Raw genomic sequence first — 14,769 nt, forward strand, 5'->3', positions numbered from 1 at the left:
TCGGGTAAAATATAGGGTTAGTTAAAATATTTGATTACGTTGAGTCGATGTAAAAAGCGGGTTGATGTGCGTTAAGAGATAAGTGTCATGAAGTTTATTATTAAGTTTTTCCCTGAAATTATGGTCAAAGGCGTGCCGTTAAAAAAACGCATGACGATGCAGCTGACTGAGAATCTAAAACGCTTAGTCGGGCGCATTGATGAGCAAATAAAGGTAAAACGTTTTCACGATAAACTTGAGGTTTACTGTCCTGATGATTTGCACGCGCCGGTGCGCAACCTATTAGGACGCACACCTGGAATTGAACAGGTTTTAGAAGTTAAAGACTTTCAGACGGGTGATGATTTGCAAATGATTGCCGAAAAAGCGGCTGAATTTTATTTGGATAAAATCGCGGGTAAAACATTTGTTGTTAGGGTAAAGCGTACTGGCAGCCATCCGTTCAAATCGGGCGATATTGCACGCTATGTTGGTTCGTATCTGTTTGAGCAGGGTACCAGTGCAGGCGTGGATTTACACAGTCCACAGGTTACCGTTAAGTTGGATTTGTATGATCAAACCTTGAATGTCATTACCGATCGGTTCGTGGGGTTGGGTGGTTTTCCTATGGGGGGGCAAGGCGAGGTTTTGTCTTTGATGTCGGGTGGGTTTGACTCCACGGTTGCCAGTTATTTATCAATGAAGCGGGGGGTGAAAACCCATTTTATTTTCTTTAATTTGGGTGGTGCTGCCCATGAAATTGGGGTTAAGCAGGTTTCACTGTATTTATGGGCCAAGTTTAGTGCTTCGCATCGGGTTAAGTTTGTTAGTGTGCCGTTTGAGGCTGTAGTCGAAGAAATTCTGCGTAGCGCGCATGAGAGTTATATGGGGGTCATGCTGAAGCGCCTAATGATAAAAGCCGCTGAGCAAGTGGCTGGGCAGATGAATATTGACGTGCTGATTACTGGCGAAAGTGTTGCACAGGTCAGCAGTCAAACCTTGCGCAATTTAGCTGTGATTGATGCGGCCAGTAGTAAGTTGATTTTGCGTCCGCTGGCGGTGATGGATAAGCCGCAGATTATGGCGATAGCGGATCAAATTGGTACCCGAGAGTATGCCGAATCCATGCCGGAATATTGTGGGGTGATTTCGCGTAACCCTGTGACGAATGCGTCTTTTGAACGCGCGCAAAAAGAAGATGCGCTGTTTGATATGAGGGTCTTAGACCGGGCAGTGGCTGAAGCACAAACCATTAATGTTGATCAGATTGTGGCGGATGTAAATCAGCGTCAAGCGGTGGAAGTTGTGCATGTTGTCACTGATGAAGTGTTGATTGATATTCGTCGTCCTGAGGAGAAGAAAGCACATCCATTGGCATTGCAACATTTAAGTGTGCCGTTTAATCAATTGGGTGCGGACTTTAAAAAGTTGGCACAAGATAAAGCGTATTTACTGTATTGCGACAAAGGGGTGATGAGCCAATTGCACGCTCAGTATTTACGCGATCAAGGGTTTAACAATGTTCGGGTGTATCGCCCTTTATAACCCGTTGTATCGGAGGGTTTAGGGGGTGTCTGCGGTCTTGTCAGGCTCGTCGTTATCATCCAGTTGAGGTGCTTCAAGCGGTTCTTCGGTTTGGCGCTTGGCTTCTTCTTGTTGCCCATCCAGTGTAAGGGTCTCGTCGAATAGGAATTCGGGCGGTTCATCTGAAATTGCTGGAATATCTTGCAGATGAGTCCGTTTTAGTCGTTGTTTTTCTTCAGCCAGTTTAAACGCTAAGGTAATTGCTGCGGATGTCTTTTGAATAAAAGTCACATAGTTGACGGTCTCTAAACCAATCTCGTTGCGTGCGATGGTTTCTACGTTATAAAACCATTTATTTGGATCTAATCCTTCGCGTTTTGCAATCCGTTGTAACTGCCGAATCCGTCCTGGCCCAGCGTTATATGCGGCTAATGAAAAATTAATTTTATCTTCTGCCGAGTATTCTGGTTTGTCAAAATAATGATCGCGTAAAAAACTCAAATAACGCACCCCAGCATGGATGTTGTTTTCTAAGTTGGTGCGAGTGTTTTTAATCGCAACGTGTTTGGAGTTCGCTGTGCTAGCACGAATTTGCATGACGCCATAAGCGCCGACTGGGCTGACCAAGTTTTGGTCGAATTTGGATTCTTTATAGGCTTGTGCCGCAATCATGCGCCAGTCAAAGTCGTAAAATTGTGCGTACTTTTCAAAAAAATATTGCAAGCATGGCGTTTTGTCCAAAGGGGTAAAGTCGAGCGGATGCTGTATCCAGTTTTCGTTTTCAAAATAGCGCCGAAACAGGACGTTACTTAAATAGCGACCGGGGCGAGCTTGTTTTTCGATAAAGGCGTTTAAGGAGGCTTTTAAATTGGGGAGTTTTTTATTGATCGCCCATGCGATTTGTCCTCCATGGCGTAAGATAAAATCTTCTTGAACCACGATGTTCGGTAGTGCCTTACGATAAATTTTGGCGATGTGGCTATCGACGATGGTGTAAGGAAAAAGTCCGGCATTCACCATTTCTAGAATATCTTCCGCTTCAAGCAGTGTGTTGGCTTGAATTACTTCAATACTGTCTAATCCTAAACCGCCCAAGACTTGATTAATTTGTTGTAACTGCACGATATAGCTGCTGTTGGCAACCACGACAATTTGCTTGCCGGCGAGCTCTTCAAAACGCGTAATGGGTTCAGCATCTTTGTTGGCAACCAGGATTTCGTTGATGTCGCTAATATAAGGGGCGGTGAAGTCAACTAACTGACTGCGTTCAGGAGTCAGGGTTAAGCCAGCGGCAATAATATCTCCTTCACCATTGATGAGTGCATCAAACAGCTGATTGAAAGGGCGGGTTAAATACACAAAATGAGTTTTAAAGCGCTCTTGGCGTGGTCCGCGATTAAGGAATTTTTCATAGGCACTCATAAGCTCATATTCCAAACCGCGCGTCCCCTCATTACTATGAAAAAAGTTGGTTCGGTTGTAGCTTACTAAAACTCGAAAAAGGCGGCGTTCTCGAATCTTCTCTAAATCACCGATAAAGTGGCTGTTAATACGCTCGTTAATCGATGCTTTGCTCATCTGTGTGGCGCTAGAGAGTGTTTGCGCTTGGCTGATTGCGCCTTTGTCAAATACGCTGATGAGTAATAGTGATGTGCCAATTAATATCAAATACAGCGCGCGCCATAGACTGCGAAGCGCAAAATTGCGAGCAGCTAAGTTGCCATTTGGGGCACTTGTGCTGCGGTGTATTAAGGGCTTATTACAGGTTGCTTTTTGCATACATTCGATTTTTTTGAGCTGTATTTTTATGAATTGTAGTCTTTGCTGGTTGCCAAACACGGTTTTTTTTAAATAGCGGAACGGTTCTTATGCTGCTTCAACTTTTGCTATGCTAAAAAGTCTAATATACAAGCGTTAGCTTATAAAGTATGAAGAGTACTGTTTGGCGTTTGATGTTATGGAGTCTGCAATGCGTAAAGTAAAGTATGCCATCATTGGTGCGGGAACCTCTGGGTTGACTGCGATGTCTTATCTACAGCAATTAGGAGAGGATTTTGTGTTAATTCAAGGGGGGGCTTACGGCACTACCTGTGCACGAGTCGGCTGTATGCCGTCCAAAGCGATGATTCATGCGGCTAATCATTATTATCAACGTAATCATTTTGCGGAACTTGGCATTGAAAAAGGTGAACAGCTAAACGTGGATTTGCCCAAGGTTTTGCAACGGATACGTCAGTTGCGGGACCGTTTTACCGGCGGGGTGAAAAAAAATTCAACGGATGGCTTGTCGGCGGAACAGTTAATTGAAGGCTTTGCTCAATTTGTTGGGCCGAATCAGTTGGAAGTGAATGGCGAAATAATTCAAGCTGAGCGCATTATTTTGGCTAATGGTTCGCGTCCAGTCGTGCCGCAAGCTTGGCAGGTAATTGGCGATAAGCTTTGGACCAGTGATGATATTTTTGAACAGACTGATTTACCAAAACGCATAGCGGTCATCGGGCTTGGTGTGATTGGCCTGGAATTGGGGCAGGCTTTGGCTCGTTTGGGTGTTGAGGTAACTGGTATTGAGATGCAAAACACCTTAGGAGGTCTGACAGAACCTGCTCTGATAGAACTTGCCGTGGCCGAGTTTAGCAAGGAATTTACGGTTCATTTGGGTCAAGCGGCAGAGGTGTGTTTGAATCCAGAAAACCAGGAAGAGGTGGCGATAAGGTTAGGTGATAAGACGATTTACGTCGATGCGGTTTTAGCGTCTTTAGGTCGACGTTCAAATATTGATAATTTGAATTTGGCGGCGGCTGGCATTGGGGTGGATGCGCGCGGAATGCCTCCTTTTAATGTGCATACGATGCAGATTATGGATAGGCCAATTTTTATCGCCGGCGATGCAAATGGCTATCGTCCGATTTTGCATGAGGCTGGTGATGAAGGGCGTATGGCAGTGCTGAATGCCGTCTCTTATCCACAAATTCAGTCTTTTGCGCGCAAAGTCCCTTTGGGGGTCGCGTTTAGCGACCCTCAAATCGCATTGATTGGGCAGCGCTATGCTGATTGTGTTGGTGAACAGACTCTGAGTGTGACTTTTCCGCTTAGTTGCGCGAATGGCCGTGCCATTGTGATGGGCCAGGATAAGGGGGCGATCTGTCTCTTTGCTGACAAACAGAGTAAAAAGTTATTGGGCGCTGAGTTATTTATGGCTGATGCTGAACATCTCGCGCACGGTCTGGCTTGGATGTTGCAACAACAGATGACAGTTGCACAGTGGTTGCGCATGCCGTTCTATCATCCCGTGTTGGAAGAGGCTTTGCAATCGGCATTACGCCAGTTAGCGCGGCAGTTGTATCCTGAGCAGAGTAATTGGTTGGCAGCTGAGTTAAGTCCGTTGGAGTGATAATGCGATCAAAGCACAGCAAGCACAGTGGTTTCAAAGTAAAGCGCTTGTGGATGTTTCTTTGCAAAATTTGCTTTTGTTGTTGTCCGTTTTGTCACGTGTTAACCGGATGGTAGGCAGATTCCTGCTGAGTCAACGTATTCTGTTCTTGATTTATTTGGACTTACTCAGCGTCTCCTTAGAATTTTCAAGAGCCCCTAGCTTTAAAGCGGTGACTGTGCGCTAATGGCAAAAGAATTTGATGATTGAAGACGTCTTTAATAATGATTTAAAAGAGTTTTGTTATAATGACGACAAATTTTACAGACGATTGTGCTGTTTTCCTTGACCATAGCGGCTTTACGGCCGCCTTAAAGCCTGTTTGGAGAGTGAACACAGGCTGGTTAGGGATTAGGCAAATCCAAAACTTAGATGGAAGCAAGTGACTACTGAAACGCAAACCGATTTAATCGACCCGCACGCCGAGCGTGAAGCCGAAAAATATGATAATCCTATCCCAAGCCGTGAATTGATTTCGCAGACGCTCGAAGAAGAATCCAAACCACTACGTATCTTTGAAATTGCCCGGATTTTGCAAGTAGATGAAGATGATGAAGAACGTTTTGAAGCGTTGAATCGTCGTTTGAAAGCGATGGTTCGTGACGGCCAATTAATTCGTAATCGACGAGGTGCATTTGGTTTGTTGAAGAAGATGGATTTAATTCGTGGACGAGTTCTGGGGCATCCGGACGGTTTTGGATTTGTGGTTCCTGAAGAGGGCGGAAAAGATCTGTTTTTGTCAGAAAAAGAGATGCACAAAGTGTTGCACGGTGACCGTGTTATTGCATCGATTGTTGGTGAAGATCGCCGTGGTCGTCATGAAGGGGCCATCATTGAGGTGATTGAGCATTGCACTGACGAATTGCTTGGACGTTTAACTTTTGAAGGTACTTTAGCGTGGGTTCGTCCAGACAATAATCGGATTGCACAGGATATTTTTATTCCGCAAGACGGTTTGAAAGATGCGAAAGAAAATCAGATTGTTCTGACTAAAATCCTACACCAGCCATCAGCGCGTTCAGGGCCGATTGGTAAAATTGTTGAAGTACTGGGGGATTTTATGGATCCCGGTATGGAGATTGATTCTGCGATTCACGCGCATAATATTCCAAATACTTGGTCGGATGAGTTGCAAGCGGAGTTGGCGCAAATTCCGGATGAAGTAACGGAAGCAGACTTGGACGGGCGCAAGGATTTACGTACCTTGCAGCTGGTGACCATCGATGGTGCGGATACCAAAGATTTTGATGACGCGGTTTATGCAAAGCGTCGTAAAAACGGTGGTTGGAAGCTGGTTGTGGCGATTGCGGATGTTTCGCATTATGTTAAACCTGGAACCGAGCTGGATAAAGAAGCGTATAAGCGCGGTAATTCTGTTTATTTTCCGCAGCGTGTCGTGCCAATGTTGCCGTCAAAATTGTCTGATGGTTTGTGTTCGCTTAATCCGCACGTTGACCGTTTATGTATGGTTGCGGATATGGCAATTGATGCCAGTGGGAAATTAGAGCGTACTCAGTTTTATCAAGCGGTCATGAACTCTAAAGCGCGTTTAACCTATTCGCAGGTGCACGAGATGATTGTTGATCATCAATCTCCATTGCGTGAAGAGTTTGCCGAACAGCTAGAGAATGTCGATACCTTATTTGAATTATTCAAGGTACTGCAATCGGCGCGTGAAGAGCGCGGAGCTCTGGAATTTGATACTACTGAAACCCGTATCGTCTTTGATGATGAACGCAAAATTGAAGAAATTGTGCCAGTCGTTCGTAATGATGCACACAAGCTGATTGAAGAATGTATGCTGATGGCGAACGTTGCTACCGCTCGTTTCTTAAAGTGGCATAAAATCCCCACTTTGTACCGTGTGCATGAATCACCGATGGCGGATCGTTTGCAGAATTTGCGTACGTTTTTGGCTGACTTTAATTTACAGCTTGCTGGAGGTGATACACCGACGGCGCACGATTATGCCGATGTGTCGCGTCAAGTAGCGGGCAAGCCTTACGAGCATTTGGTGCAAACTGTTATGTTGCGCTCAATGAACCAAGCGGTTTATCACCCTGATAACAAAGGCCATTTTGGCTTGAATTATGAAAACTACACGCATTTTACGTCGCCTATTCGTCGTTATCCGGATCTGTTAGTGCATCGTGCAATTCGTTATGTTTGGGGCAAGCAGCCGATTGAAAACTTCAATTATGATGAAGCTAAAATGGTCGAATTGGGGCAGCATTGTTCTGACACTGAGCGCCGTGCAGATGAGGCCACGCGAGATGCAGTCACCTTCTTGAAATGCGAGTTTTTATCACATCGCTTAGGCGAAGAGTATGAAGCGGTGATTACCGCAGCGACGAACTTTGGTCTGTTTGTCGAAATTGATCCTTTGTATGTTGAGGGCTTGGTACACATTACTGAGTTGGGAGATGATTATTTCCATTACGACAATGCGCGCCACTGTTTGAAAGGTGAGCGCAGTGGTAAAGTGTATCGTTTAGGCGACCGTATCAAAGTTCAGGTAGCGCAAGTTAATCTGGATGATCGCAAAGTCGATTTACGTTTTATTGAAAGCTTGGTTAGTGATGATTTCTCAGCTGAAAGTGATGTCGCTTCTGATGCCCATGACGATTCGAATGATGAGGATGACAACAAACGCAAGCCGCGTAAAAAACGTTTTTACCGTAAAAAACGCAGCGGGCGTGCTAAGCCAAAAGCGAAGGATTGATCTGTGAAGCAGCAGCTTATTTTTGGTTTGCATTCGGTGGAGCGTTTTTTAAAGCAGGCACCGCAGTCGGTTTTTAGCATTCAATTTATCAAGGGTCGCTTGAATCCACGTCAGCAAAATCTGTTAGATCAGGCTCGTGCTTTGGGTTTAAATGTTGAATTAGTTAATAAATCAGCGTTTGATAAAGCGGATGGCAATCACCAAGGGGTGATGGCCATGGTGGAAAAACAGAAAGATTTAACCGAAGTGGATTTGCTCAAGATCGCCGAAGGAAAATCAAATCCTCTTTTTGTTTTTTTGGATGAAGTGCAAGATCCGCATAATTTAGGCGCGATTTTACGCACAGCGGATGCGGTTGGGGTTGATGCTGTGGTGATTCCTAAAAATCAGTCAGTTGGTATGAATGCTACCGTTCGTAAGGTTGCATGTGGTGCCGCCGATACCGTTAAGTTAGTGGTCGTCACGAATTTGGTACGAACCATCAAAGATCTACAACAGCAGGGTATGTGGATGGTTGGTTTAGCTGGAGAAACTGAGCAGACTATCTATCAAATCGATTTTAAAGGTTCGATTGGTATCGTGATGGGGGCAGAAGGCTCTGGCTTGCGTCGTTTAACGCGAGAAGCTTGTGATCATTTGGCTGCCATACCAATGGCCGGTGTAGTGGAAAGTTTGAATGTGTCTGTTGCCACAGGTGTCACGCTTTATGAAGCGATGCGCCAGCGTAATCTATAGTTCCATCGAATTTTTTGGTAAAAAACGCGCTCATAAGGCGCGTTTTTTGTTTGTGTGAAAGATAAATTGGATATGTCGATTTTAAGCGAGATAGATGTCGCCCTGTTCGTCAGTCCGAATCGCAATTGGCGTTAAGTGTTCGCCCCAGCAAGGGCCATCAATACATTCGCCGTCAGCAATATTGAAAAATGCATCATGCACCGAGCACTTTAGGGTGTTTTCAAATGGATTGACGTCAATTTTATAGGCTTCGTTTAATGGCACATTTTGATGTGGGCAGTTGTTTTCATAAGCGCGTACGGTATTTTCGTGCAGGATTAAAATGATGCTGCCAGTACTGCCAACGTCAATAACCGTGGCTTTTGCTTTACTGAGTTTTTTAATGTTAGCGATGGCACGGTTTTCTGCTTTAACGTTTAAGATGTCATCCAAGCCGCGTTTTTGAATTTTTTGTGCTGCCAATTGATTAGCAAATTTACACGCTTCACTTAATGAATTGCCGTTAAGCAATTGATGGATTAGGCCGGCATTAAAAGTATCGCCAGCCCCTAAAGTGTCAATAACCGGATTTACCGGAATGGCAGGAATATGCTCTATGGAATTGTTAATCGCTTTAAGCCATACGCCTTTTGCGCCCCAAGTGCAGACAAGGTTGCTATTCGGCGCTAACTGGCTCATCGCTTCTAAAAGTTGTACCGCATCGGTAAATTGCTTCGCTATCGCGTAGTGGTGTGAAAAAATCACTAGATTTGCGAGCGGTAGCAAAGCTTCAATGTTTTCTCGCGGTTTCTCAACTTCCAGTGAAATCGGTTGCTTGTCTAAAAACGTCTTACTGATATTTAACATGCCTTGAAGGTTTTCAATATTTCTACCTTCAAAATGGAGCCAATCGAAATTTTCAATTTCAATTTTGGCAAAGAACTCAAAACTTACCTCTGGTAAATCGCGATAGTGCACAATCGTACGGCTGCCGTTATGCGCATTTAAGGTAACGATGGAGTTGGGTGTGCTGCCTTGAATGAATTTTTGAATGTGAGTGCAGTCAATTCCATGATCTTGCATGCCGCTGATAAGTTGTTTTGACTCACTATCGGTTGCTGCGGTGGTGCAAATTGAAGTAGCGTGACCAAGTTGATTTAGTACATATAACGTGTTGTTTACATTGCCCCCAATTTGATGTGTTTTAGACAGTGCACGCATTTCTTGATCTTCTTTAGGGTGCTGTTCAACACTAAAAATGGTATCCAGCACAGCATTACCTATGGCAAGAATTTTGGCCATTATGAGATTCCTTTATTAAATTTTTCTATCAGTGGCGGATATTTTATGGAATTTTAGCATAACTGTTGTTCGGAAAAGTTTTCCATAAAAAGACCGAAAATAATGCTAACAAGTCTTGACAATTTAAAAAGTGAATAAAGTTGGTTTTCATAGCTTGACAAGTCGTTAATTATTTTAGTGAGTGCTAATGTTTTTAGCTTGTTAGCATTGATAACTTTATGATTTATAAAGAAAAAAATGTTGCAATACTGTGTTTCCTAAAATAGGCGTTGGGAGGAGTTTTTCCACAGAATCTGTGGATAACTTTGTGAGTAAGTATCAGATAAGTCGGCAAACTCTTGATGGTTCATGGGGCTTTCGAGGACTGATTAAAATTTAGTCAAATAGTTTTTTTTGAGTTAAAATAACTATTTGGGTGGAAATTTTTCTAGTACAATAAGTATTTATGTGTACATAAGATAATAGAATGTCTTTAGTACTGTTTCGTATTCCCAAAAGAGATACAATCAAAACTTGATTAGGGACAATTAAGTAGACGGTTCATATGAGTGAAGTAAAGTCAGCATTTAACGTTAGTTGCAAAAACTGTGGTTTGCAAAAAATTTGTTTTCCAACCGGTTTGCAAAAAGACGAGATAGATCGCCTTGATAGTTTTGTAGAGCGCCGTGCCCCTCTTAAAAAAGGGCAGCATCTATTTGAGGCACACGATAAATTTAATGCGTTATACGCAATTAGAGCGGGCGTTGTAAAGCTCTATTCGTTTACCGACACGGGTGAGGAGATTGTGCATGGCTTCTATCTACCCGGAGATGTTTTAGGTATCGATGCGTTGGGTTCTCGAATGCATCAGTACAACGCAATTGCGTTGGATACAACCAGTGTGTGTAGTTTGCCATTTGATAAGTTTTCGCAAATGACTGAAGAAGTGCCGCAGCTGAATAAGCAGATGATGAATGTAATCAGTAAAGAAGTTCTGGATGGTCGAATGCATTCTGAATTGTTGGTGAGACGTAACGCTGACCAACGTGTTGCACAGTTTATTTGGAATATGTCAGAGCGTTATCGAAGCCGCGGTTATGCAAGTTCAGAATTTAGACTCAGTATTTTACATCGTGATGTGGCTGTGTATCTAGGATTAACGCCCGAAACGGTTTCGCGTATTTTAGCCAAATTCAATTCTGAAGGGATTGCTACTTGGAAAAAGAAAGAAGTAGTAATTCATAACATGGATAGATTGTTATATACCGCAGGGGTTCAAACGGCTTGCGATAGTTGCAATAAAGCATCAGCTTAACTTCGTAACAAAAAAAATTACAGATTTTTGCTGAGACTGATTTAAATCAATATTTATATATTGTATTTATGTTTCAATAGTGTTTGTGAAGACGTTGAGTCTTTGAAAGGTTTTCTCAACGGTTTTCATAATGTAGCCCGCTTGCCCGGCAGTCAAATGCCGGGATTTTTTTATAGCAACTATTTTTATTCTTAAATATATGTGTGCTATATAAAAACTGAGATTATATTAACAAAGTTTTAATAAAAAATTTACTGGCATAAGTACGTATTTTGTTGTTTTTTATTAAAATTTTTCAGTATTTATCCTGTTTCTTGGTCTTTAAGGCTCTTTTGAGTCGTTTCAATATAATCTTTTTCTTATCACCCTTTGCTCGATACTTTTTTTTTATACTGAATCCGGTATAGTTGTATGCATTGTTTAGTCTTAAATATTTAAAAGAAAAGGTGGCATAAATGGTTCAAAATTTAGTTAAGTATTTTGCTGTTGCAGCTATAGGTTCGGCGTTGATTGGTTGTAGCGCCACGCCAGAAATTGAAGATGGTTATAAATACGAAGAGCAAAAGCAGGCGGTTGGTGATGTCTCTCCAGCAGTTGCAAAGGTTTCGATGAATGACGGTGCTGCTGATTTGAATGGCGCCAATAAAAATTCAGACGGCTTGAGTAATGAACAATTAAAAGCGATGTTGAGCGGTAAAGTGGTCTATTTTGATTATGACCGTTCTGATGTACGTGCTGAGTTTTATGAAGTGATAAAGCTTAATGCGCAATACTTGAACAAAAATCCAAGTATGAATGTAACCGTTGCGGGTCACTGTGATGAACGCGGTTCTCGAGAATACAACTTGGCGTTAGGTGAACGTCGTGCGATCTCCGTAAAAAATGCTTTGGTTTTTGAAGGTGTTAGTGCCAGTCGAATCAATGTAGTGAGTTTTGGTGAAGATATGCCAGCGATTGAAGGGCATACGGATTCAGCATGGGCGAAAAACCGTCGAGCAGAATTTAATTACTAAAAATTTTGCCTAGAGGTTGTTGAAGGTTCAACTTCCTTTAGGTTAATTTGAAACCTCTCTTTTGCAGAAAAGAGAGGTTTTTTTATAATTAAAATTTTCTTTTTTCTATTAAACAGCAAGTTAGCATAGGTTTTTGTATGGCAAATACGGCCCCTAAAGTAAATTATTTATCCGACTATCAGCCACCCAATTTTGCGATTGGATCGGTGTACCTTGAGTTTGACTTGCAGCCATTGGCAACGCGTGTGACCAATCGAATGCTGTTAACCAGAATGGCTGCAGGCGCTTTACATTTAGACGGTGAGAATCTCCAATTGATTTCGGTGACTTTAGATGGCTTAGAGGTTACGAATCAGTGTTTGATTGATGAAAACGGCTTGCAGTTAATGACCGATAAAGATCAATTTGAATTGGTGGTGGTAACTGAAATTGCGCCGCAGAGTAATACTGCTTTAGAAGGTCTTTATCGGACCAGTAATAACTACTGTACGCAGTGTGAGGCAGAAGGGTTTCGTAAAATCACTTACTACTTGGATCGTCCTGATGTATTGAGTGTTTTTACGACAAAAATTATTGCTGATAAATCTGAAAATCGCTATCTATTGGCGAATGGAAACATGGTCGAATCAGGTGATTTGGCTGATGGTAAACATTATGCTGTTTGGCTGGATCCGCACAAAAAACCTTGTTATCTGTTTGCTTTAGTTGCTGGTAATCTCGAAAAAATCACGGATACCTATACTACGGTAGAAGGTCGAGAAGTGCGTTTGGAAATTTTTGTTGAGCCGCGAAATATTGATAAATGTGATCATGCGATGCAGTCACTTAAGCGTTCGATGCAATGGGATGAACAGCGCTTTGGCCTAATTTATGATCTGGACATTTACATGATTGTTGCGGTAGATGATTTCAATATGGGCGCGATGGAGAATAAAGGGCTTAATGTCTTTAATTCCAAATTTGTTCTGGCGCAACCAGCAACGGCAACCGATGTTGATTATGAAGGAATTGAAGCGGTTATTGGACATGAGTATTTCCATAATTGGACGGGAAATCGCGTGACCTGCCGTGATTGGTTTCAATTGACCTTAAAAGAAGGTCTTACCGTTTTTCGCGATCAAGAATTTACTGCTGATATGCTCTCACCATCGGTTAAACGTATAGAAGACGTTAAACGCCTGCGCTCGAATCAATTTCCTGAAGATGCTGGGCCGATGGCACATCCGATTCAGCCACAATCTTATATTGAGATGAATAATTTCTATACCATGACGGTGTATGAGAAGGGCGCTGAAGTTGTGCGTTTGTATCATACTCTGCTGGGTGAGTCAGGTTTTCAGAAAGGAATGCAGTTATATTTTGCCCGTCATGATGGACAAGCGGTTACCGTGCAGGATTTCCGTCAGGCGATGGCGGATGCGAACGCTGTTGATTTAGCACAGATGCATAACTGGTATGTGCAGTCTGGTACGCCGCATCTGCAAGTCACTGCAGAGTATTATCCAGAGACGAAAACCTTCACGTTGACTTGTAAGCAGAGCCAACCTCAAACCAAAGATTTTGTTCCGTTACTTTTACCGATTGGTTTTGGAATGCTCGATCAACATGGTCAGCCGCTTATTCTAGAGCCGACTTTTGAGAGTGCAGCTCATGTTGAATTGCGTAGTAATACTCATGCCATTTTAAGAATGACGCAATTAGAGCAAAAATTTACTTTTATGGATGTGAGTTCGCCGCCAGTGCCATCGCTGTTACGCGGTTTTTCCGCACCGGTTAAGTTGCACTTTGAGTATTCCAATGCCGATTTAGCTCTGTTGGCGGCGGCCGATGAAGACAGTTTTGTGCGATGGGAAGCGATGCAGACCTTATTGTTGCGTACCATTCAGTCTAAGGTCTCAGCCTTGCAGTCGGGCTCAGAATTGGCGCTTTCTAATGAGGTTTTAGATGTAGCAAAAGCTTTGTTGGAAGATGAACAATTGGATGCTGCGTTGGTTGCGATGACCCTGAGTTTGCCGGAATTAGGTTATATCGGCGAGCAGTACCAAGAAGTGGATGTCGATGCAATTTATCAGGCGCATCATTGGTTAGAAAGTCAGTTGGCGCATGGTTTGCAGTCACAGTGGCTGGCCGCATATCAGCGTTGTCAAAACAATGGGCCTTATCAATATGACAAAATCCAGATTGCACAGCGTATGTTGAAAAATGTTGCTTTGAGTTATTTAGGTGCATTGCCTGAGAATCAAGCGCTCGTTGCTTCGCAATATCAGTTACAACAGAATATGACAGATGTACTGGCTGCGTTACGAATTATGTTGGTGCATCAACATGCTGCAGCTCAAGACGCTATGCAGGACTTTTACCAGCGCTGGCAAGAGGATAATTTGGTGGTTGATAAGTGGTTTGCATTGCAAGCTCAGACCCAAAATGCGCAGGCTGTCGAGACTTTAGCCGTACTACTGCAACATTCTGATTTTAGTTTAAAAAACCCTAATCGGGTGCGCAGTTTACTCGGTGTATTTTCGCGGTTGAATTTGGTTGGTTTTCATCGAGCCGATGGCAAGGGTTATCAAATGGTGAGCGAGCAGATTTGTTTATTGGATGCCTTAAATCCGCAGATTGCAGCAAGATTGTTGGCGCCATTTACCCATTGGAAACGGTATGATGTTAAACGCCAATCGTTAATGCGTGCGGCATTACAAGAAATTCTGCAGCGTGAAGGGGTTTCCAAGGATGTGTATGAAATTGCCTCTAAGTCTTTGGCATAAGACGATCGCCATAAACAGCGGGGATG

At 43.0% G+C, this 14,769-nt stretch carries 9 protein-coding genes; 7 read left to right on the forward strand and 2 right to left on the reverse strand.

Going from position 1 to position 14,769, the window contains the following annotated elements:
• Positions 1 to 87 precede the first annotated feature (87 nt).
• Entirely contained in the window at positions 88 to 1,524 is a 1,437-nt protein-coding gene (gene thiI / locus HRR27_RS04330) for a tRNA uracil 4-sulfurtransferase ThiI (RefSeq protein ID WP_173271243.1), read from the forward strand.
• 18 nt (positions 1,525 to 1,542) lie between these two features.
• Here thiI and HRR27_RS04335 read toward each other — a convergent pair whose 3' ends face one another.
• Entirely contained in the window at positions 1,543 to 3,282 is a 1,740-nt protein-coding gene (locus HRR27_RS04335; protein ID WP_243830882.1) for an MltF family protein, read from the reverse strand.
• Positions 3,283 to 3,472: 190 nt separating this feature from the next.
• Here HRR27_RS04335 and HRR27_RS04340 point away from each other — a divergent pair, with 190 nt between their 5' ends.
• From HRR27_RS04340 to rlmB, 3 genes are all read left to right on the forward strand, one after another.
• Positions 3,473 to 4,894, forward strand: coding sequence for a dihydrolipoyl dehydrogenase (locus tag HRR27_RS04340; protein ID WP_173271245.1), 1,422 nt, complete (start codon positions 3,473 to 3,475; stop codon positions 4,892 to 4,894).
• A gap of 421 nt (positions 4,895 to 5,315) precedes the next feature.
• Complete coding sequence (gene rnr, locus HRR27_RS04345) at positions 5,316 to 7,655, forward strand: ribonuclease R (protein ID WP_173271247.1); 2,340 nt, start codon at positions 5,316 to 5,318, stop codon at positions 7,653 to 7,655.
• Between the two features lie 3 nt (positions 7,656 to 7,658).
• On the forward strand, positions 7,659 to 8,390 hold the full coding sequence (gene rlmB / locus HRR27_RS04350; RefSeq protein WP_173271248.1) for a 23S rRNA (guanosine(2251)-2'-O)-methyltransferase RlmB: 732 nt from the start codon (positions 7,659 to 7,661) through the stop codon (positions 8,388 to 8,390).
• Between the two features lie 81 nt (positions 8,391 to 8,471).
• Here the strand turns inward: rlmB and HRR27_RS04355 are convergent, their stop codons facing one another.
• Complete coding sequence (locus HRR27_RS04355) at positions 8,472 to 9,671, reverse strand: PfkB family carbohydrate kinase (RefSeq protein ID WP_173271250.1); 1,200 nt, start codon at positions 9,669 to 9,671, stop codon at positions 8,472 to 8,474.
• 544 nt (positions 9,672 to 10,215) lie between these two features.
• Between HRR27_RS04355 and fnr the strand changes: the two genes are divergently transcribed.
• The 3 genes from fnr (at position 10,216) to pepN (ending at position 14,743) form a co-directional block, all read left to right on the forward strand.
• A complete protein-coding gene (gene fnr, locus HRR27_RS04360) occupies positions 10,216 to 10,965 on the forward strand; it encodes a fumarate/nitrate reduction transcriptional regulator Fnr (RefSeq protein WP_173271252.1) in 750 nt (249 codons plus the stop codon).
• Between the two features lie 455 nt (positions 10,966 to 11,420).
• Positions 11,421 to 11,978 carry a peptidoglycan-associated lipoprotein Pal gene (pal, locus tag HRR27_RS04365; protein WP_173271254.1) on the forward strand — a complete coding sequence of 186 codons (558 nt, stop codon included), beginning with the start codon at positions 11,421 to 11,423 and terminating at the stop codon, positions 11,976 to 11,978.
• A 137-nt stretch (positions 11,979 to 12,115) separates the two neighbouring features.
• On the forward strand, positions 12,116 to 14,743 hold the full coding sequence (gene pepN, locus HRR27_RS04370) for an aminopeptidase N (RefSeq protein WP_173271256.1): 2,628 nt from the start codon (positions 12,116 to 12,118) through the stop codon (positions 14,741 to 14,743).
• Positions 14,744 to 14,769 lie beyond the last annotated feature (26 nt).

The sequence above is a fragment of the Thiosulfatimonas sediminis genome (genome assembly GCF_011398355.1).
GTDB classification, from domain to species: Bacteria; Pseudomonadota; Gammaproteobacteria; order Thiomicrospirales; family Thiomicrospiraceae; genus Thiomicrorhabdus; species Thiomicrorhabdus sediminis_A.